General features: G+C 36.4%; 15 protein-coding genes. 1 reads left to right on the forward strand and 14 read right to left on the reverse strand.

Going from position 1 to position 23137, the window contains the following annotated elements; translation table 11 throughout:
* Positions 1 to 449: 449 nt before the first annotated feature.
* The 10 genes from CDH49_RS06785 to CDH49_RS06835 all read right to left on the reverse strand — a co-directional run bounded on the left by CDH49_RS06785 (position 450) and on the right by CDH49_RS06835 (position 16973).
* On the reverse strand, positions 450 to 962 hold the full coding sequence (locus tag CDH49_RS06785) for a DinB family protein (RefSeq protein WP_100614742.1): 513 nt from the start codon (positions 960 to 962) through the stop codon (positions 450 to 452).
* Positions 963 to 1113: 151 nt separating this feature from the next.
* A complete protein-coding gene (locus CDH49_RS06790) occupies positions 1114 to 1827 on the reverse strand; it encodes a membrane or secreted protein (RefSeq protein WP_100614743.1) in 714 nt (237 codons plus the stop codon).
* Between the two features lie 1020 nt (positions 1828 to 2847).
* Entirely contained in the window at positions 2848 to 4104 is a 1257-nt protein-coding gene (locus tag CDH49_RS06800; RefSeq protein WP_100614745.1) for an alpha/beta hydrolase-fold protein, read from the reverse strand.
* A 108-nt stretch (positions 4105 to 4212) separates the two neighbouring features.
* A complete protein-coding gene (locus tag CDH49_RS06805; RefSeq protein ID WP_100614913.1) occupies positions 4213 to 4560 on the reverse strand; it encodes a cupin domain-containing protein in 348 nt (115 codons plus the stop codon).
* 110 nt (positions 4561 to 4670) lie between these two features.
* Positions 4671 to 5927 (reverse strand): serine hydrolase domain-containing protein, encoded by a 1257-nt coding sequence (locus CDH49_RS06810; protein ID WP_239970606.1) that lies wholly within the window; start codon positions 5925 to 5927, stop codon positions 4671 to 4673.
* Positions 5928 to 6177: 250 nt separating this feature from the next.
* A complete protein-coding gene (locus tag CDH49_RS06815; RefSeq protein WP_100614746.1) occupies positions 6178 to 8712 on the reverse strand; it encodes a glycoside hydrolase family 9 protein in 2535 nt (844 codons plus the stop codon).
* A 415-nt stretch (positions 8713 to 9127) separates the two neighbouring features.
* The gene (locus CDH49_RS06820) at positions 9128 to 10414 is read right to left on the reverse strand and encodes a M20 metallopeptidase family protein (RefSeq protein ID WP_100614747.1); all 1287 of its coding nucleotides are present in this window, start codon (positions 10412 to 10414) and stop codon (positions 9128 to 9130) included.
* A 48-nt stretch (positions 10415 to 10462) separates the two neighbouring features.
* The gene (locus CDH49_RS06825) at positions 10463 to 10930 is read right to left on the reverse strand and encodes a GNAT family N-acetyltransferase (RefSeq protein ID WP_100614748.1); all 468 of its coding nucleotides are present in this window, start codon (positions 10928 to 10930) and stop codon (positions 10463 to 10465) included.
* A 244-nt stretch (positions 10931 to 11174) separates the two neighbouring features.
* Positions 11175 to 15203: a BspA family leucine-rich repeat surface protein gene (locus CDH49_RS06830; protein WP_162296710.1), complete on the reverse strand. Its 4029-nt coding sequence runs from the start codon at positions 15201 to 15203 to the stop codon at positions 11175 to 11177.
* A 231-nt stretch (positions 15204 to 15434) separates the two neighbouring features.
* Positions 15435 to 16973 carry a YifB family Mg chelatase-like AAA ATPase gene (locus CDH49_RS06835; protein ID WP_100614750.1) on the reverse strand — a complete coding sequence of 513 codons (1539 nt, stop codon included), beginning with the start codon at positions 16971 to 16973 and terminating at the stop codon, positions 15435 to 15437.
* 370 nt (positions 16974 to 17343) lie between these two features.
* Between CDH49_RS06835 and CDH49_RS06840 the strand changes: the two genes are divergently transcribed.
* Entirely contained in the window at positions 17344 to 18636 is a 1293-nt protein-coding gene (locus tag CDH49_RS06840; RefSeq protein WP_100614751.1) for a serine hydrolase domain-containing protein, read from the forward strand.
* A gap of 208 nt (positions 18637 to 18844) precedes the next feature.
* Here the strand turns inward: CDH49_RS06840 and CDH49_RS06845 are convergent, their stop codons facing one another.
* The 4 genes from CDH49_RS06845 to CDH49_RS06860 all read right to left on the reverse strand — a co-directional run bounded on the left by CDH49_RS06845 (position 18845) and on the right by CDH49_RS06860 (position 23122).
* Positions 18845 to 20122 (reverse strand): alginate export family protein, encoded by a 1278-nt coding sequence (locus tag CDH49_RS06845; RefSeq protein ID WP_100614752.1) that lies wholly within the window; start codon positions 20120 to 20122, stop codon positions 18845 to 18847.
* 106 nt (positions 20123 to 20228) lie between these two features.
* Positions 20229 to 21065: an ABC transporter ATP-binding protein gene (locus CDH49_RS06850; protein WP_100614753.1), complete on the reverse strand. Its 837-nt coding sequence runs from the start codon at positions 21063 to 21065 to the stop codon at positions 20229 to 20231.
* 19 nt (positions 21066 to 21084) lie between these two features.
* Complete coding sequence (locus CDH49_RS06855; RefSeq protein WP_100614754.1) at positions 21085 to 21924, reverse strand: ABC transporter ATP-binding protein; 840 nt, start codon at positions 21922 to 21924, stop codon at positions 21085 to 21087.
* Positions 21925 to 22018: 94 nt separating this feature from the next.
* Complete coding sequence (locus CDH49_RS06860; RefSeq protein ID WP_100614755.1) at positions 22019 to 23122, reverse strand: ABC transporter permease; 1104 nt, start codon at positions 23120 to 23122, stop codon at positions 22019 to 22021.
* Positions 23123 to 23137 lie beyond the last annotated feature (15 nt).

Here is a 23137-nt window from a genome sequence, read left to right on the forward strand (position 1 = left end):
ACTCTCTAATTTATGCAAAAAATAACAGCCACGAATATTAAAACAAAAAGTCTTTAACAACACGCGTTAAAGACTTTGCTTATTACTTATAAAAACGTTAGTTATATTTTCTATTGAGAAGTTTGATTTTATGGCTTCTCGATACAATTTTTATTCCGTTTTACTGCACAAAAAACACTCGAGGCTACGACATTTAACGGCATATTATTTTGCGGTTGGTTTGTCAGTTCGAGTGAAATAGTGAGGCACGAGCTATTTTGTATCGAGAACTTTTGTTCAACGAGCTTCTCGATACAATTTTCTCATGCTTCGAAAATCACTCGAAGTGACATTTAGATTGTTAATTGTATTTTTAGTTAGTTAGTTAGTTAGCCTGTCAGTTCGAGTGAAATTCTTTTTCAGAATTTTGTATCGAGAACTTTTGTTCAACGAGCTTCTCGATACAATTTTTAATTACTCCAAGGTGGTGTAATGCCATTAGCCCGGGCATAAGCAATTAGTTGCCCTTTATGCTCACCAGTATGCTCTAAAACAACCATCATGGTCGCTACGGTAGTTAACTTGTTAAATCCTAAATCAATTTCTTTACTAAAATCATCCGATTTTGTTGCCCCTATCTTCTCAATTGCATATGCAAATGATTTATTTAAGGCATCTAAAATCTGCTGTTTCCCTTTTATTTTTTCCATACCTGCCATATCAACATCGCTCGGAATTGGAAACCCAAGTTTAGACACTAAAAAATAGTTTGCCGCTGCGGTATGTAAAATTACTTCACCTACCGAACGAACGCCTTCTGCTGGTCGCCAGTCGTACTGTTCTTCTGTAAACGCATTTGCCAACGTACTGATTTGATTTTGATTATGACTCAAAAGTCCGTTCACACTCGTTTGCACCACGTTGTCTTGCGCCGAAATTAAAAGGGTACTCATTAATAAAAAAAAGGATACTAGATGTTTCATATTATTGTGGATTAAGGTTATTGAATTATTATTGTCTCTAATACTCCAAATTGATTACATGCTTCTCGATAAAATTTTCTCATACTTCGAATCCCGATAGCTATCGGGAGCGCCACAAGCGAATTGTATCGAGAACCAGTTTAAAATAAAATTACTTTTCTCTAATGCTCCAAACCTCATGAATGGGATCACCAGCACTAGAAAGTCCCTTGTGATGCCATTTACCATTTACTAACTCATAATCGAATGGCAAACTCGCACCAACCCTAGAGTTATCCCTTGAAAAGAATTCAATGTTTTCGGTATATTTTCCATCTACAGTGGTGTATGTGCCACCACCAGTTCCAGAAAACTGCTTTGTTTCGGTGTTATAGGCAATCCATTGAAATCGGGTTCCAGATAGTATTTTCATGGTTTTTCTTGGGCCACTGGTATCTCGGGTTTCTTCTTTACCATCTCTCATGCGTCCAGACATGAGCCACGCGCCTTGTAACGCCCCAGGTGTGCCATCATCAATGCGTTTCATTTCCATATTTTCACCAACAATGGAAAACACTTTTCCATCATTAGTTACTTTAAAACTCACTTCACTCCCAACCCGCTCTGGGTTATCGGTATCAAACTCCACTTTTTCGGTCATGGTATCGCCTTCCAGTTTCCAAGTACCACCATTCGCAGCCATAAACCGACCTGTTTCTGCTTCATAGGTTGTTATTACTTGGTAGCCATCAGCAAATATCACAACGCTTTTTAGTTTTTCGCCCAACGGAGTGGTATGGTACATTTCCCAAGCCCCAATAAAACTTTGTGCTTTAACGGATACGGACAATAATGTACAAACCAGTAAAATAAATATCTTTTTCATGTGTAAATAGTTTATGATGAATTGTTTAGTGCTAAAATAGAGTTTTTTTTGGTTAGAGTAATTAAAAAATCCACTAAGCAGAGCTTAGCGGTAGCGGGGGATTAAAAGATAAAAAAAGCGAAGTCAAAGAGGAATATCAACATATAGATGTGAATAAATAAAATTATATATAGTAAAAAATATAAAAGAGAAATTGTAAATTTGAATATCGAATTAATACTTCAAATATTAGATTTGGCAAACTACCTAATAACAGGTGGCTTATTTTTATACCCTTTTTTAAAAAAATCTAATTTTCTCCTTAAGCTAAATTATACTAAAAAAAAAAATCTATTAATGTAGGAAATTTACAGTCGTAACGATTATTTAATACAGTATTTTCTTATATTTATAAATATATCACCACTGCGCAAAGTCTCCCGACTTTGAAGAGCTGGAAAATTTATTAGTTAGCCAATTTTTCAAAAACAATACTTAATATAGTCAATGCAGCTATTAAAATTATAAGTAAGCACCCTATTTTCTCACTTAAACTAGTTTTATTGTTATTAATTTGACTTGATTTCTCGTATTCTGGAACTAATTTTTTTCTGTCACCAGAAATACTGTTAGATATCAAATAAGCTAAACCAATTGTTATGAACTGAATAATCATTAATCTTGAGGTGAAAACCATTATCACAGTAAATATTAAAAATAACACGGTTGCTGTATTTCTTGCCGATTTCCCAAAAAAACCACAAATTATGATAATCAATAAAATCCCAATTTGAAAACTAAGCACTTCCATCTTATATTAAAAAAACAATAATGATTATTTGAACCGCCGCGCAAAGTACCTCGACTTTGAGCCCTCTATATCATACACAACCAATCCTTATCCTTTAATATTGATTGTATTTGGTTATCGATGAACTATTTAACACATCTACAATTGGATTATCCACAATTTCAACATCAATAATCCCTTCGTTGTTCACATAATTGCTCTCAGTTCCTTAATTTATATTCCTAATTTTTTTAATGTTTTTGAACTTCAGAATCACCATCTAATTCCAAGGTTTTAATATAATATTTCTTAGCTGACATTGTATCTTTTTGAGTTAAATAAAAGTCAGCTAAATCTTTATATGCACTCGAACTATTTGGATAGTATTCTATATTTAGTTTGAACGTTTCTATTGCTTGGTCTGGTTGTTTTTGAAAACTGTACAAGGAACCTGCATAGCCACTTAACCAATTTTGTTCAGGTTTGAAATCGTAGCCTAATTTTTCCGAAACATTTTCAAAGTGCTTTTTGGTCAGATTGGCAAATCTGTCTTCGTTAGTTTGAGGCACGAAATATTTACTGCGATAATTTTGTTCTTTCTTAAACTCAAACCACGAATAGAAAAACCGAAAACCATCGAGTTGTGATAGAAATGCTGTACTTCCGTGAGTATCATTTTCGTAATATTTCCATTGCATATTTAAATCTGTGTCCAAATTTTCTATTTGGTCAACGAGTTTAAGGGAATAACGAACATATTTATTTGCACCAATTGTGTCTTTTTTTATACTTTCTAAATCACTTCCGTAAGTTGCAGTATTTGCAATTCCGATATAAAGATTTTTGCCTTTTAAATCCTTTCCTTTTAGACTGTATTTTGGACTATTAAGGAATAATTCGTCGTCAAAATATAAACTACCGTCTATCAATAAATAATTAGTAAACATTTCTTGGTTTGTTGTAAGCGCATTCATAACCACCAAACCACCAAACGAATGTCCAACGATGGTTCTATTTTGTGAGCCTGAATAATATTGTTCAATGTATGGAAAAAGCTCCATTTTCATAAATTCCAAAAACTTGTTTCCTCCACCATATTGTTCCGGATTTCCTTCTGCTGTTGGTGAAAAATCCATCATTCTACTTTTAAAATCCACATTTGGAATTCCTACGACTATCATTTCCGGTAGAATTTTCGTGTCGTTCATTTCGCTGTATTGCTTTAACATTCCAACAAATGAGACGAAACTATAATCTCCATCTAATAAATAAACAACTGGATATTTGTCTCTTTTCCTGTTTGAGTCTTTAGCACTTTCAGGAATATAAATTACGAGTTCTCTTTCTTGGTTGAGGATTTTGGAATATAAAGTATCTATTAAACCAATTTGAATTCCTCTATCCGTCTTTGAAGTTGTCTTTTCTTCATTAATCTGTTTTTTATTTTGTCCACAGGAAACAATGCTCAATAATAAAATAGCAATTAGTAATTTTTCAAATTTTATCATTGAAGTACATTTTTTTAGTTTGTCTCCCGTAATTGCTCGTGGCTTTTATCTTAATCAAAAAAGACTCCTCTGCTCTAAGCTAAGCGGTAGCGAGGGTTGTGTGGCGTTTTATTTGTCGGTTTCATTATATCTATCTCCACGAGTTGTAGGTTCTGAAATCACAATAAATTCTAAATTTTCTGATTGGTCATTTCGAATTCTGTGTTTTGTTCTTGGGGGAATATGAATTCCGTTCCCTTTTTCAATTTCGACTATTTCATTTTCAATTTCAAAAGTCGCTTTTCCGCTTAATATTCTAAAAAATTGTTGAGATAAGTTATGGTAGTGTTTTGTCTCTTGAGTTTTCGGAGGCATTAATTCCTCTATCACACTTAAACTTTGAGATTTCACTAAGTGCCAACCACTACAATTATCTCCCCATATATAATGCTCGCTATTCTCTTTCGATTTTTTCATTTCCTTTTTGATTTGTAGTGTTTTTTTAAAAAGACACAATGATTTTCAAGTAATGTAAAGTTGTATGTTTAGATATAACTAACCATTTTTTACACAAGGTGTTAGCACAGTTATTTTTCTAAACGTTTAACTTTATCTCCATCTAAAAACCCATTTAATAGAACCACTTCATTAACCATTCCAGTGGAGTCTCTCAAAAATCTCACCGCGGAATCCGTCTGTTCCATATAAAATTGATTAGCAGATTGCGGGATTAAATGAACTTTATTTGGCCCCAATATTACAAATAAGCTGTCATTTTCATTCAGTACATTAAAATTCATATTCTGATTTAATGCGTAAGTGCCAGAATAATCTTTTAGCAACTTTTTATCTATATCAAAAGGTTTTCTCAACAAAGGAAGCCTGTATTCTTCGTCTTGAAAAATTTGGTTTATCGCTGTTGACATTTCCTTTGCAACTGGATGTCTACGATTACTCAATACAACAATGGTTGTTTGAGTTTTGGGATCATTTACTAATGAATAACTAAAACCGTCATTTTCTAAATAGCCATAAATGTCTAATTCTTTATTTTGATTTATAATCTTTATCAAATCTCTAGCAGTGGATTTAAGACCATTACTGCTAAATGTAATATCTAAATCAGCACTTGGTGATTTATGCAATTCATCACCATTTCCACGATAATTACTATAGAGATAACCCACAACAAGAGAGGTGTTTTTTTTTTGAAAATAAGTATTTTCTAATCCCAAATTTGCAGAATAATCTTGTATGTTTTTTTGAAAACTTGTTCCACTTATTCTTTCAATAAGCAATCCCAAAATATTATAATCTAAATCACTAATTTCTAATGTATCTGAAGATTTTGAACCTAAATTGGTATAAGCAATGGTTGAGTATTTAAGTTCTGGGGTTTTCTGCTGAATTTTTTGAATACTTGGTAAATGAGTGTTATGATTTAGTAAATCATTTATTGTAATATCTGCTTCTATTTCTGGAATATATTTAGATATGCTATCTGATAACTGAAAATCATCTTTATTTGCCATTTCCTGCACCATATTTTCAGTAATTAGTTCAGAAATTGTACCAATTTTAAAAGTACTTTTATCCGAAAAAGGCTTTTTGCTTTCATAATCAGCGAAACCAAAACTTTCATTGTAAAGGATATTATTATTTCTGGCCACTAAAATGACTCCGCTAAATCGATTTAATTCAAGATAACGATTTGCAAGAATATTTATATTTTCAACTTTTGATTTTTCAAGATATTCGATTTTTGATTCCTTATCCTTTTTACAGGAAACGAAGCAAAAGATTAAGATACAAAGGTAAAATAGCTTGTTCGTGATTTTTTTCATAATTATTGCCAAAAATTGAACTTAATCAATAGACTATATTCAATTTATATAATCACGAATATAATAAAAATTCACTTACAAAAAATAGGTTTTTAAATCCTATTTACCATTCATCGGTATTTTAAAAAGTAGTTTATCAAGGATTGTTCGAGTTTGAATTTTTTGGGAAAACCCTTATTTTACGAAAATAACTTACGCTAAAACAAAACAGTTTTGAATCCGCAGCAGATTCAAAACTGTTCAATGCAATTTATCTATTTACTAAATTTTTAAAAGCAGATCCAAAAATTAAATAACTGGTATTTCCGCCAATCGTGCCCTCGTTTTGTCCCCACAGAAATGGCCAATCGTCGTAGTTTTCAAAGTGGTCGGGTTTCCTGAATAAAATGCCTGGAGCCACATTACCCGGAATAAATGAGAAATCGGCCCTGTTATTACCATAAAAAACGGATTTGGGACGCGTAGCGCCCACTGTTGCCACTAACGAATAATTGTGGTACGGATGGCTACCAAACAGATAGTTAGAGGCCTTAAAGGCATGGCTAGCATCGATGATATCAGGAAAATGTTTACTAGCAAAGCATACGGTGGTACCAAAGTTTACCATGGCTCCGCCACCTGCCCAGTTACCAAGACCGATGGGAACTCCGTAGGGATTATTCTTTTCAAGATCATCGATATAGGCTTTGTATTTTACAACATACGGACGGAGCTTTTCTTGAAAGGATGCGTCCATGTGCGGTATGGCATTTAATGCCGTAAGAAGTCCGAAATTAACATTGCGATCAAGCGCAGGCCATAAAAGTTGCTGAAATTTATCGTTGTATTGTTGCTCACCAGTTGAGATGTACAACTGAAGATTGGTGGCCACATCTGCGGATCTGCCTCCCCTAAACGTGGTATCTTGCGCCTGTTTGGCAAGTAATTCCGTGGCTTCTTTTAACAGTCTTTTTGACTGTTGCAACGCCCTTGACGAAAGATCGTCGTTATATCCCTTCAATGCCCGGCTTGCTGCGGCAAACATGGTTGCAGCTTGAAGATCTAGACTAGGATTACGGCTTGTAAATGCCCACATATCATCCTTAACGCCGCTCGACAGGCCATCAGGCGCTATTTCGTAAGGGCCAAGGTTGGGATTGTAAGGAAGACCATCGGTCAGTGAAGCTGCATCCCCAAGATGATGGTAATTATGGAGCACGGAATTAGAAAGCGTTTGAGCCATGTGACCGATAATTTCTGCCTGAGCAACCAGATTCAAAGTTCCGTGCTCGATAAATTGTAATATGTCTGGTGTGCCGTCTGGACGATGAAGAACAACGTGACGTGTCTTCTGATCCACATAAGTCTGATCACGTAAGGGTTTGAAATATTCCCATGTGTGCACAAAGTTCTGCACCACGCTAATGTTAGAACCAGTCTCAATGTCAAAATCCCCTGCATCAAAAAAACCGCCAACGTTTAATCCAGGAATCAATTCGAGTGGTTTAAACTTGGTATCGGTTGTGGGCCCTTGATCATGAAGGTCGAAATGATCGGTATTAGGCGGCGCTTGGAGATAACCTTCCTTGAAAGGCTCACCATGCCAGACCCTGTAACCCTCCTTTACGAACATATGGTTCATATGTATGGGAATCCATATATCACTGGTGGCATCGGTAATCTGATCGTAAACAGTATTATCAATTATAAAATTATTGGTTTTAAAATCGCCATATTGAATATAGTATATACCGGGAGTGTCCACTGAAGTAAAATCGAATTTCACATAGTGGTATTTATAATAATCACCCCAAGGTTTGACATCGCCGTTGAATACTTCGGTTGCATGGCCGTCGTCGCCTATTTTATGGATGGATGCTTTTGCAAGCGGTTTGTCTTTCTTGTCGAGTTCAATAACAGATACTTTTTGTTGTGAAGGCAAGTAGCCCACTTGGGAGAAACCGATATTGGGCTCTCTTAACCAACCGTTGATGGCATTTGGTTCCACTGTCCAGGTTAGAACCTTACCGGTTTTTCCTGTCGGAAGTAAACTGCGAACGACATACCAGCCGTTTTGGGCCAGTACGCGACCGTCAAAAAGCATAAGGTCGGCATCTTGCGAGGTGACTTTTACCATACGTGAAGGTTCATCGGGTGCAAGGAGCAGCATACGTCCGGTTTCCAGAGGAAGCGGATCGATGAATTCGCCAGTCCCTCGGTCATCATAAGTTTCATACCCCTTAAATTGTTTGAGCTTATCACTGTTAGGTCTCGTAATGGTATTGCCTACCACATAGCGTGGGAACCGATTGAAACGTCCATCCATCAAATAGGTCTTTGCCCAATATTGCGAGGGAAGAAACTCAAGATTAAAACCTGCTTTCCCTTCTAGTACCTTGGGAACGGGTTTGTCAAGGTAGACAGATATCTCAACCCCCTTACCCTTGGCCGTGACAACCACTCGCGAATTAAAATCGTAATCTTCATACCTCAACGTAGCTTCAATGGTATTGGACGCCCTGTCGACCTTTCGGTTTGAGATGGCTGGAACAAGATCCCATTGCTCGGGAGTATTGGAAAGTCTCACAGCGCCGCCTTGCGATGTTCTGACGCCATGGTGAATCAATTCTATACCGGCATTCTTCTCATCGTTGAAACCTCCCGTAAAAAGATTATTGTAAATAAGGACATTGACGCCTTGGGTTTCGAAATACTCCAGATCGTTGAGTTTCAAATCCTGGCTCCAAGCATAATTGAATGCGGCTAGTGATAGCCCTAAAGCTGATAAAAATGTTAGTCTTTTCATATCGTTAAAAATTAAAAAATAATTCCCTATTTACCCTGACTGCTCACCTATAAAGATAAGCAAAATAGTCCCAAATGAGGTGGTAAAACCATTATTATAAGTAGTGAAAACTAAAAATTATCCACGTGTTCGAGTCACCAATTTTGTCAACCTGTCTTTAACCTTATTCTTTATTTTTACGCGTTCGAATAAAGTGGCAATTTGAGGTTTTATGGATTTTTTTGCACGTTGACAAATGAGATAGGAATATGGAGGCTTTGCCTTGGAATGGAAATATTTATCTTGTGGTGCTAAAGATTGGTTTTTTCTTAATCAATAAAGAAATTCCCATCCCAATAACAATCGGGAGTTATCATGGCAGGATTTCAGAAGTTTAAGATGAAGCAGAAAAAGAGTCAGCTTTAGTTAACATTTACTATTGTTTGTCTAATCTTTCGACAATCATGGACGAAAAATATGTTACGCCTGTTTTTATGCATGTTTCATCAACAACAAAATCAGGCGTGTGGGGCATGGAAATCATATTCGCCTCATAATTGGAACCTCCTAAAAAGTAATAAACGCCCGGAACTTGATGTTGAAAATATGCAAAATCATCATTGGAATTTGGAATAACACCATGGATTGGAATGATGCTTTGTTCACCATAAAGCTTAGTGATGATTTGTATGGTTTCATTGGTTAAATTAGGATCGTTAATTACTGATGGAAATTCCTTTGAGTAATTTACAGATATGAGTTTATCGGAGTATCTTGAATTGGATATTGCCTCTTTAATTAACTGAGGGATTGAATCGAGATGCTTTTTATCGCTACTCATTATAACGGTACTTAATTTAACTTGATTTTCGGATTGTTCAACATTAAAATTATTATTAACTGTTAAGTAATCTTTATATATGGTATTGGGATTATATATTCCAACATGTGTGTCGACTAAATTTCTACTATCCCAAAACTTACTATCTGGTTGAACGTTCTGAAAACCTGAAACAAGGTTTTTTGTATAATGAACTATTGAGTCCAAATCGCTTGTATTTTTTAATGAAATCTCAATGATGCTCTTGTAAGCATAAACTAATTCAGGATTAACCACCACAGAACCACTAGGCATAGGGGCAATATGCAATCCATATATTTCATCGGGTGAAATGATATCAAAAAGTCCGTCGTCTATCATTGATTTTGCCCCTTCAAAACTTTCTTCCGCAGGTTGGAAAATAAAATATACGACCCCTTCAAGTTTGTCTTTGTGATGCGAGAGAACGTTTGCAATACCAAGCCCTATAGTTGTATGGATATCGTGTCCACAAATATGACGAACACCCGGCGTTTGCGATTTAAAATCAACACTGTCAGGAAAATCCGTTTCTAATGCATCAATATCTGACCGCCAAGCGATGCGTTTTCCTGGTTTACCACCGTTTAATATCCCTACAACTCCATGACCGCCAATGTTTGCTCTAACTTCTAATCCGAGTGAACGCAAGTATTCTGCGATTTTTTCAGAAGTTCGTTTCTCTTCTCCTGACAACTCTGGGAACCTATGAAAATCCCTTCTCATTTTAATGAGATTATCATATATAGTATTAGTGTGCTGCTGAATCAGATCATGGATTGTATTTTCTGTCTTAAGTTCTTGTCCAAATACAGACATTCCACAAATCAATCCGAAAGTTAAACTTAAGATTTTGGTTTTCATATCTACTCAATTTTATAGGTATCGTGGTTTAAATAACAAATAACTGCTTCAATTATTATGATTGTTGTCAAAAAACTTGTAACAAAAATGGACAACTTGTTCTTCATGAGTCGGTTTAGTACTTCTGTAAAAGTCTATAGCATAGTCATCAACCTTGTCGGCCTGTACAAATACTTCTTCAAAACCCTGCTGTTTGCAATAATTGTTGGTAAACTCAATCAGTTTTTTCCCAATACCTTTTCTTTGGTATTCGGTCAATACTGCAAGGTCATAAATGTATGCCAATGGTTTCTGGGAGTAATATTGGTCCAGCACATAAACTGACAGTCCTCCTATTAACTTGTTGTTATTTTTAGCAATAACCGCAAAGAAAGTTTGTTTGTTTAATAGTTTTTGCAAATGTTCTTCGTGAGGTTGTTTGAAATTTTCCATTTCAAATACGTTCGCAAAAACTGAAATAAGTTCCTTTAGTTCCTCCAGATTATTTGAATGCAATATCTGTAATTCTATGTTCATTTTGTTTTTTATACGAAGTTAATCTCCTGTTAAATAACTTAATACACAAAGAGGTATGAGCGCTATCGAAACAGCCAAAAATATGCCAACTCTTATGTAATTAAGTGTCTGCCTAAGCGAAGTTCCCATCTACAACATTCTAAACATGAAGAAATTCCCGCCATCACCGGAATTAGCCTAACCAGCCTTCCCTATCCAAACCTTTATATTTTATCATTCTTTCAGGTTAATTTTATTATTCAAACTACCTTACTAAGCTAAAATGTCCTTTTAAAATCCTGCCATCTTTATAGGTTAATAAAAACCAATAGTCATTAGCTGACATGGGGCTGCCATTAAAGGTACCATCCCACCCTGATGAAATATCTACCATTTGTTTTAACAGCTTTCCGTAGCGATCATAAATAAATATACTTGATATGAGATTTAATGAGTTTGGAACTATCCAATAATCATTTACGTTATCGTTATTTGGTGTGAAAAACTTTGGAGGTAAATCTGAATTTATAACAATCGTTTCTGTACTGAAAATTTCTTCCACACAAGCTGTAGCATCTCCATCTAAATTATAGGGTATTATGCTAACATAAATAGTTGTGTTTTCGGGTAAATCTGAAGGTAAATTATAAGTGGTCACATTGCCAACATCATACGCATTCAATATATTGAAAGCACTTGAGCTCGTACCAACCGTTAATTTATAACCTATGGCATTAGTAACGGTATTCCATGTTAAATCTGTTCCTACAGGAACATTTGTTTCCCCAGCCAACAGTGAAGATAAAGTAGTACAGTTGGGCAATACCGTTATCGTTTCTGTAGTGAAAATTTCCTCAACACAAGCACTAGCATCCCCATCTAAGTTATATGGAGTTATGCTAACATAAATAGTTATGTTTTCGGGTAAATCTGAAGGTAAATTGTAAGTGGTCACATTGCCAACATCATAGGCATTCAAAATATTGAAAGCACCTGAACTCGTACCAACCGTTAATTTATAACCTATGGCATTAGTAACGGCATCCCATGTTAAATCTGTTCCTATAGGAACATTTGTTGCCCCAGCTAATGGTGAAGATAAAGTAGTGCAGTTGGGCAATACCGTTATCGTTTCTGTAGTGAAAATTTCCTCAACACAAGCACTAGCATCCCCATCTAAGTTATATGGAGTTATGCTAACATAAATAGTTATGTTTTCGGGTAAATCTGAAGGTAAATTGTAAGTGGTCACATTGCCAACATCATAGGCATTCAAAATATTGAAAGCACCTGAACTCGTACCAACCGTTAATTTATAACCAGTGGCATTAGTAACGGCATCCCATGTTAAATCTGTTCCTATAGGAACATTTGTTGCTCCAGCTAATGGTGAAGATAAAGTAGTGCACGATGGCAGAAGAGTGATTGTCAATAAAAAATCTTGTTCTGAACTACATCCCGAACTCAACCTATCATATACATATAACAAAACGGGATAAGAAGCAAAATCATTAAACCCAACTACATCTCCACCATTATAAACAGAACCTGTACCATTAGCACCTGTATAATACTTTTCATTACCCGTGAGATTTGTCCCTGTAATTATGGGCAAAGTATAACTTGTTGAAGCGATTTGATTAGGGATATCATTAATTTGTGGGGCTATTGATCCTCCATCAGTAATGGTCCAATTGTCGTTACCAATCATATTGGTTCTAGCTGCTTCACCTAAACAATATTGGCTTAATCCACCACTAAATGGTACATTTTGTTGTAAAATTTTTGAATTCCATCCCATAAGCAAAGAATCATAATTAGCAACGGAGAGTTTTACACCATTAAACATACTACTCATGTCTATAACATTTATGACATTCCAATTACCTAAATCTTGATCAAATGCTGTTGCCATTTCAAACATACTAATCATATTATCCGCACTAATAACATTCCAACGACTAATATCCTGATTAAATGATGTAGCTCCATAAAACATAAATGCCATTCTTATTACATTGCCAACATCCCAATCTCCAATATCTTGATTAAAAGAAGTCGCTTCATAGAACATAGCGCCCGTATCGTTAACACTACTGGTATTCCAACGTCCTATATCTTGATTAAATGCCGTGGCCCGAGCAAACATAGCTTCAAAAACCTCTACCTTAGATACATTCCAATTACCAATATCTTGATTGAATGAATGCGCTTCAAAAAACATAAATTCCATATTATCAACATTGCCAACATCCCAATTACCAATATCTTGATTAAATGAAATAGCCTCTCCAAATGTTGCACCCATATTAACAACTTGGCTAACATCCCATCCTCCAATATCCTGATTAAAAGCCTCAGCATCATGAAACAAAAATGCCATATCGGTAACATTGCTCACATCCCAATTACTTACATCTTGATTAAATAAAACAGCCTCTGAAAACATGGCTTGCATGTTCGTAACATTACTCATATCCCAATCATCAACATAATAATTAAATGACGATGCCGAAGCAAACATAAAACCTGTTGATGTTACTAATGATAAATCTGGACTATCGGTATAGTTGCCTTGCAAGTTGCTACAGCCCTGAAAAGCAACAAACATACTAAGCCACTTAATGTCGCCCCACTGCTCGATGGTTAAAATCTTATCTTTGTCCCCAACATCATTAAAGGCAATCATTAATTCATCTCCAAGAATACTAACCGTATAAATACCAGGAACAGCATAGGTGTGAGTAGCTTCATCCGCTTCAGTAGTTATTGTTCCATCTCCCCAATCAACCGTATAATTGTTGCCTCCGCTAAATATGGGTATAGTAATTTGGTTATTGTTTGAAACTCCTGGGTTATTCGTTTTCCATGTTGTGATAAAAGGAGCTGGATCATTACTAATTACCAATTTAAAATCTTGTTGAGAACTACAACTAATACTTGTTCCTCCATACATATAAAGCGAAACAGGATAACTGAGAAAATCTGAAAAATTAATAACATCTCCAACATTAAAGGCCGTACCCGTACCATTTGCCCCAGTATAATAAGCCTCGTTACCTACAAGATCCATACCCGTGATTGCTGGTAAAGTGAAACTTCCTGTACTATTTTGATCTACCAAATCATATATTGATGGCGCTGCAATTCCTCCATCCGTAATACTCCAATTATCACTGTTAATCATATTGGCTCTTGCTGAAGCTCCGGCACAATATTTACTATTACCTCCATGGAAATTAAGATTTGGACTTAAAATTTGTGAATCCCATCCAATTAGAAGGGCGTCATAATTAGCAATAGATAGAGTAGCCCCAAGAAACATATCGGTAGCCTGTGTAACATTCCTCACATTCCAATTACTTATATCTCGGTTAAAAGAACTAGCACTTAAAAACATCCATTGCATATTGGTAACATTACCCACATTCCAATTGCCTATATCTTGATTAAATGAGCTAGCTCTCATAAACATCCCAAGCATATTAGTAACATTACCAACATTCCAATTACTTATATCTTGATTAAACAAACTAGTTTCATGAAACAAAGCTTGCATATTTGTCACATTACTCACATTCCAATTCCCTATGTCTTGGTTAAACGAACTAGCACTTGAGAACATACTTGACATAGAAGTAACACTACTTACATCCCAATTACTTATATTTTGGTCAAAGGAACTAGCACTACCAAACATATCCATCATATTAGTAACATTGCTTACATCCCAATTACCTATGTCTTGGTTAAATAAACTAGCACTATTAAACATAGTTTGCATATTTGTAACATTACTAACGTCCCAATCCCCTATATCCTGATTAAACTTACTAGCAAGATAAAACATGAAACTCATATTGGTGACATTTGATAAATCTGGACTATCGGTAAAATTTCCTTGTAGATTACTACATCCACTAAAGGCTAATTGCATAGACAACCATTGGTTATTTCCCCATTGCTCTATGCTTAATATTTTATTCTTATCTCCTAAATTGTTAAAATGAATTCTCGGGAAAGTTCCAGTAATACTAACTGTATAAGTTCCTGGGGTAACATAGGTATGGGTAGCATTTCCTGTTTCGGTGGTTGGTGGAGTACTATCTCCCCAATCTACAATATAATTATAACCACCTCCGATAATTGGAATGGTTATTTGATTATTTGCGGAAATCCCAGGGTTATCTGTTTTCCATGTTGTAATAAAGGGTGTTGTTCCTAAGAAGTTGGAGCTATATGCTTTTGTAATAAACAAAAAGAGTATGAAAAAAAGTGGTATATAATACTTCATAGAATATTGCTTATTCATCTAGTGAACTTATTAATGGTTATAAATATTAAAAAACTTTAATTTAAAGCCATTTACTTACTACCAGTAAATAAAAAATAAAAATAGGATTTTATATGTATCACAACTATTCTTTTCGTTAAACAACCTTTTTTTAAGGAGTAGGTTTGATTTAAATCACTTAAAATAAAAACTGTAAAATTCCCGTCCCGATAGCTATTAGGATCGCGGGAATTACCCCAACCAGCCTTCCCTATCCAAACTTCTGTATTGAATGGCTTCACTAATATGAGAACCATCTACATCCTCCACACCTTCTAAATCGGCAATCGTTCTAGCTACTTTTAAAATGCGGTCGTAGGCTCTGGCAGATAAATTTAATCGTTCCATTGCGGTTTTTAATAGTTGCTTCGAGGCTTCATCTAAAACACAGTATTTACGGATTTGTTTTGTATTCATCTGCGCATTGTAATGAACGGCATCCGATTCCTTAAAACGTGCCGTTTGAATCTCCCTAGCTTTGGTAACACGCTTTCTAATATCTACCGAGGTTTCTCCTTTTCTATCTTCCGAGAGTTTTTCAAAAGGCACGGGCGTCACTTCAATATGAATATCGATTCTATCCAACAAAGGGCCGGAAATCTTACTTAAATAGCGTTGCATTTCCGCAGGACTGGAGGTTACTGGTGCATTGGGGTCGTTAAAATACCCGCCCGGACTGGGGTTCATGCTCGCCACCAGCATAAAACTACTTGGGTAAGTGACCGTAAATTTCGCTCTGGAAATGGTGACTTCCCTATCTTCCAAGGGCTGACGCAATACTTCCAATACACCACGCTTGAATTCGGGCAATTCATCTAAAAATAAGACGCCATTATGGGACAAGGAGATTTCCCCCGGTTGCGGAAACGCGCCGCCGCCAACCAAGGCTACGTCTGATATTGTATGGTGGGGACTCCGAAAAGGTCGTTGTGCCATGAGTCCGGTATGCGCTTGAACCCGACCAACTACCGAATGTATTTTGGTGGTTTCCAAGGCTTCATGCAAGGTCATAGGCGGTAAAATAGAGGGTAAACGTTTTGCCAACATCGTTTTACCTGCTCCCGGTGGGCCGATTAAAATAATGTTGTGACCGCCTGCGGCTGCAATTTCCATGCAACGCTTAATACCTTCTTGTCCTTTCACGTCGGAGAAATCATGCTCAGGAAAATCGAGGTTCTTTTCAAACTCTTCACGGGTATTGATGATGGTTTGTTCTAATGGTTCTCCTTTATCAAAACAATCAATGACTTGCTTGATAGTATCAACTCCAAAAACTTTTAAATCGTTAACAATTGCTGCCTCCTTAGCATTTTGACTCGGTAAAATAAAACCCTCAAAACCTTCTTCCCTAGCTTTTATGGCAATGGGCAACGCTCCTTTTATGGGTTGCAAACTACCGTCAAGAGAAAGTTCACCCATAATTAAATATTTTTCTAAATTCTCGGCTTGAATTTGATTGGACGCTGCTAGAATGCCAATGGCTAAGGTTAAGTCGTATGATGAGCCTTCCTTGCGTAAATCGGCCGGAGCCATATTAATCGTAATCTTTTTTCCAGGGATTTTATAACCATTATTCTGAAGCGCGGCAGCAATGCGGAAATTACTCTCTTTAATGGCATTATCTGGCAGACCAACCAAATGATAGCCAATACCAGCATCGACATTTACCTCAACGGTAATTGTGGTGGCTTCTACACCAAACACGGCACTTCCAAAAACTTTTTTAAGCATATATGAATTTTACCGCTTAAAAGTAAGAAAAGTATTTTAAATTGAAAACCATCATTGCGAAAGAGGTACGACTGAAGCAATCCGTTTGTTTTTTAGTTCTATTCTATATCATGAGATTGCTTCGTTCCTCACAATGACGGTAGTTTAGGACTGTCTGGTAGGTCATTACGAGGAGTGAGGCGCGAACGACGAAGCAATCTTACTATTATAGCTCTGTATATTCTTGATCAAACGATAAATAGATTGCTTCACTGCGTTCGCAATGACGTAAAAAAAATAATCTGCTTCGTTGATTGTTAAGTTTTTTTTCTAAAAATAAAATAATGTATTTTTATTTTTCCAGAAAACTGGACCAACTAAACTAAAAACCATGAATAAATCCATTGTGTTACTGCTTGCCATCCTTTTTTTAAATTATTCTTGCAAAAAAACAGAAAGCAATAATAACCAAAACAAAACTACTACCTTCATTACTGAAAACGTTAAAAAACGCATCGATTCAACCTTAAAAAGCTTTATAGATGAAGGCAAAGTCGTAGGCATATCGACCTTGATTTTTGAGAAAGACAAAGAGGTGCATTACGCCCAATTCGGCTATGCCGATCGGGAAGACAGCATTCCTATGGATAGAAATACCATTGTACGTATTTATTCCATGACAAAACCTATTGTCGGGGTGGCGCTCATGACTTTATATGAAAAAGGTGCATTCAAATTAGACGACCCACTTACTAAATATGCTCCAGAATTTGAAAATATGCAAGTATATGCGGGCTATGATAGTATTAATATAAAAGTCATTTTAGAACCACTTAAAAGACCCATAACCATTCGTGATATCACGCGCCACACAGCAGGATTCGACGGATTCATGCGAGGCGTGCCACGCTTACGCGGAAAAGACAATCCAACCGATAAAGAAAACACCTTACAAGAAATGGCTGAAAAACTAGGGAAACGTCCTTTAGCTTTTCAACCCGGTACACGATGGGCTTATGGGGTTTCTGTGGATGTTCAAGCGTTTTTGGTGGAGCGCATTTCTGGTGTGCCATTTGAACAATATTTAAGAGACAATGTACTAGACCCTTTAGGAATGGACGAAACTAGATATTTTATCCCTGAAGAAGACAGACATAGATTTGCTGCCACCTACAATTACAATCGTGAAACCACGGAGTTAACTAGAGTTCCTGATACCATAACACAAATTTTGAATTACCATAAATGGCCATTTACGCCCGGTGGCTTGGGATTGACTTCAACATTAGATGATTATCAGACCTTTGCGCAAATGCTAATAAATGATGGAACCATTAACGGTGTAACCATATTAAAACCTGAAACTGTAAAACTGATGAGAACCAATCATTTGGATCTTAATATTCCTATTTCGGATAGAGGATTCCTGCCCAACAGAGGCCAAATGGGCTTCGGGATTGATTTTGGTGTACGAGTAGCGCCTCCAGTTGATGCAGACGAAAACAATGGTGTTGTGGGTGAATTTTTCTGGGATGGGGCTTTTAGCACCTTGTTCATTGGTGACCCAGTAAATGACTTGACAATAGTGATGTTTGTACAATTATCACCATACGATCAAATCCAATTACATAAAAAATTCAGGGATGCTATTTATGGTAATTTTGTCCCTGAAGCTAAAAACTAATCAGAATAAAATCGTCATTGCGAAGAAGGAACGACTGAAGCAATCTTTTTATTTTGAGTTCTAATTAATGGGATTACTTCACTGCGTTCGTAATGACGTAATACCTGCGTTCGCAATGACGTAAAAAAGAATCCCGCTTGCGCGGGACCCTCAACATTTAAACACTTTGACCAATAAAATTATTTAACTATGACCCGATTAAAGAATTTTAATTTAAAAACTTAGGTTTTAAAACCAACATGGCCCATGCCCAGTTTTGGGTATCGGATGCATTAGCCTCTGAAACGCCTTTTAACTCATACATACCATCAGCCGCAAACATGTGCGAGTAACCTAGTATCATACTATATCCTTTGAATTTTTTAGTATATACTAAATCCACTTCCGTTCCCAATGATTTTTCGCCACTCGCAAGCTCTTGTTCTCCACTAAAATTAAGTGCTTTAACCATTAAACTAGATGTTTCACTGAACGTGAAGTTGGCACTCACATGAACATCCAATAACCCGACCGTATTGGCGTGGTTGCCCACATAGAAGTAATCCATGAATCCGTTAAACTTGTGGTTGGTTCCATATAATGGGAAGAAAGCACTTGTTTCACCAGCACCTTTATCATTTCCGCTTATAATTTCTATTCCAGCACCTAAACCAATCTTAGCGGTTGCTTTATAACTTAAATCCAATCCCAGTAAATAAGCTCCTTTCACGTCTATGTCACCCTCTCTTTTACCTGTTTGAATGAATGCGTTTGCAGCCAACCCAAAGCTTCCTTTTTTATATTCTAAATGCGTTCCCATTGTTTGAAGATTACTAGTGCCATCTGCCACACTTGGAGTCACCGTTGTATCAAAATTTTGGAAACCATTGTTCAACAACAACAAACTTCCTGAAAGATTTTCCCATGCTTGTTTTAAATACACATATTGCATTGTTTTATAAGTAAAATTTCCTGAAGTATTGTAAGCAGTTCCTGAATTCACAAATCCTGTTGGGTGGGAATAATCCTGACCAAACGCCAAGCCTAAATCGAGCATAAATTTTTCCTTTTTATACTGAATTAATGCGGCGTCATGGTTTCTACCTTGTTGCGCCCAATCCAATCCACCAAAAATACGCTCGTCGTCATAAGAAATAACTTGTCGTCCTAATTTTGTAGAAAATCCAGATCCTAAAGCCAATTCTCCCCAAGCTTCAAAAACCGCAAAGGAATTATTTTGATCGTATGGAAGTAGTTGCATGTTTTCACCCCAGACCATCACATCTTGAAAACTTACATAAAATTTGTAAGACTCGGTTGCATAACCAGCGTTTAATCGTATTCTGGTTGAAATACCAAAACCAGCATCTGCAGCATCTGGAATTAAGGTTCCAAAACCATGGCGATACTCTGTTCGTGGCCTGAATTCACCATCTAGTGAAAATTGTGCATTTGCAAATTGAACCGTCACTGCCAATATGCATACTAAAAGATATTGTTTTTTCATTTTCTTTGGTTTTTGAGTTAATTATTTGATTGTTTTTGAGTTAGTTTTTTAGCTAATTTATAAGTAGTGCATCCTTGATTTTATGATAATTATCATGTCATTTTTTTTAGTGTTCTAAAAAGTCTATAAGATGTTTTCTGTATTTATAATAATCGTCATGTTCCAAAACCGATTTTCGTGTTCTGGGCCGTTCAAATTCAATATTTAAAATATCTCCGATTTTGGCTTTTGGTCCGCTGGTCATCATTACCACCCTATCCGCTAAAAAGATGGCTTCATCAACGTCATGGGTAATCATAACGGCGGTGATTTTTTCTTTATTCCATATTTCAATAAGAATATCCTGAAGTTCGCCTCTGGTTAACGAATCCAACATTCCGAAAGGTTCGTCCAACAATAATACTTTTGGTTTAATGGCAAAGGCTCTAGCGATACCAACGCGCTGTTGCATACCTTGGGAAAGTTCTGTTGCTTTTTTATTGAACGCATCCTCTAGCCCTACTTTTTGTAAATAGTATTTGGCAATATCCCTACGTTGAGATTTTGAAACATGCGGAAACACTTGATTCACGCCAAGCAGTACATTTTCAAGTGCCGTCATCCAGGGCATTAAACTGGGCGATTGGAAAATAACGCCTCTATCGGGTCCTGGCCCTTTGATGTGTTTTCCCAATACGGAAATAGCACCTCCTGAAATATTATTAAGTCCAGCAATCATGGACAACATGGTTGTTTTACCACACCCAGAATGGCCAATGATGGTCACAAATTCTTCCTTCATGATTTGAAGGTTCAAATCTTCCAAAACAATGTAATCACCTTTTGGTGTTGGATATACTTTTTTAAGATGCACCAAATCCAACATCACGCCATTGGAAGGATATGCAATACCGTTCTCTGAATATATATTTGTTTGATTATTTTCTAATATAGTTGTGTTCATAATTCCTCTTTTTTTTTAGTTACCAAACAAAACTTTTGGGTGCTACCTCTGGCAAGACATATTCCTTTTTCGCTTCAGATTTTCGCTCATTGCCAATATCCATTAAATACTCAATGATGGTGTTTCGTGTCTTTTTAAAATTTGGGTTGTCGTTTAAAGCGGTTTTATCCCTTGGACGTTCAATGTCTATTTTGAATTCTGGTCCTAATGTGGCTCTTGGACCTGGACGCAATGGAATGATTCTGTCTGCCATATAAATACCTTCATCAACATCATTGGTAATCAATAAAGCTGTGCGCTTGTCTTTACCCCAGATTCTCAAGATTTCATCCTGTAAATTGCCGCGTGTTAACGCATCCAATGCACCTAAAGGTTCATCCATAATAATCATCTCGGGTTTCATCGCCAATGCCCTTGCAACCGACACTCTTTGGCGCATTCCTCCAGATAATTCCTTAGGACGTTTGTTTATGGCCGGCGTTAAGTTTACCATGTCCACGTATTCTGCGACAATAGCTTGTAACTCCGACTTACTTTTCTTAGGAAATGCTTCCTTCACAGCCATGTATACATTCTGACCAACCGTTAACCAAGGCAGCAATGAATAGTTTTGAAAAATAACACCGCGCTCATGACTGGTTCCAACAACAGGTTCACCTTTAAACAATACTTCGCCTTTAGTTGGCTCTAACAAGCCGTTTATAAGATTGACCAGTGTGGTCTTGCCGCTTCCTGTAAACCCTACAATAGCTACAAACTCTCCTTCCTCAATCGTTAGGTTGATATTGGAAAGCACCTCGGTAGTATTATCTCCTTGCCCGTAGGTTTTATAGATGTTTTTTAGTTCTAAATATGCCATTTCCTTTTCTGTTTATTCGTTGATTCGTTTATTTGTTGATTTGTTGATGACGTATACACGATTAAACAATTCCACAGTTAAACAAATTTTAAACTCAATCATTTTTATTAAACGAAACCATCTTTTGAATTGTTAACATGATTCTATCCAACATAAAACCAATCAGACCAATAACAAACATAGCTGCTATTATTTTTGAGTTGGAATCATTTGCTCCATTTTGAAATTCCTCCCAAACAAATAAGCCCAATCCCGGACTTTGAGCCAAGAGTTCGATAGCAATAAGTACCATCCATGCCACAGACAACGTGATACGAAGTCCCGTAAAGATTAATGGTAATGACGATGGCAAAATCACTTTGAATACTTTTTGAATGGGGCCAAGCTTTAACACTTTTGCCACATTGATATAATCTTTATCCACAGAAGACACACCCATAGCTGTGTTTACCAATGTTGCCCACATAGAACAGAGTCCAACACTTATAAAACAGATGATGAAAGCGCTATCTGAACTGGAGTTTTTAGTGAATGTTTTTACAATCATAAAAACCAATAAGAACCAAACCACGGGAGATACAGGCTTAAAAATTTGTATCAACCAATTAACGGAACTTCTTAAAGTTGGACTTAACCCTATAACGATTCCGATAGGAACAGCAATGAAAAGTGCCAATAAGAATCCTGCAAATACCGTGATGATGCTCGTGTAGATTTGGTCAACGAATGATGGTCTTCCCGTATAAGTGATAGGATTTTCACCATTAGCGATACGCTTTTCATTAATCGCAGCTGTTTTCTCTATAAATGCTTTCTTATCTGCACTGATAACATAATGATCTGCCAGTAATGTTTGATAAGCTCCCCATACTTGTACAGGTGATGGCAATGCGTTTGGCTGGCATGATTTATCGCCAGAAGCAATACATGCTCTTAGTTTTTCGGCTTCTGCTGGCCCTTGCTCAACCAACGCTTTGTTTATCAAATGATTTGCTTCAATCTCATGAAGTTTATTAGCGCCCAGATACCACACTACAAAGAATAATAAAACCGAAGCTAGAGGCATTATTACTTTTCTTAAAAAGTTTTTAAAGTCATCTTTATCAAGCTTCCCTGCAAACACATTTTTTAATGTTTCTATAAATCCTGCCAAACCTATAAACCTGGTCACGTTTCCTAATGTTATGCTCTGCTTCATTTTTTTTAAGTTTGA

The sequence above is a fragment of the Confluentibacter citreus genome (assembly GCF_002807055.1).
In the GTDB taxonomy this organism is placed as follows: domain Bacteria; phylum Bacteroidota; class Bacteroidia; order Flavobacteriales; family Flavobacteriaceae; genus Confluentibacter; species Confluentibacter citreus.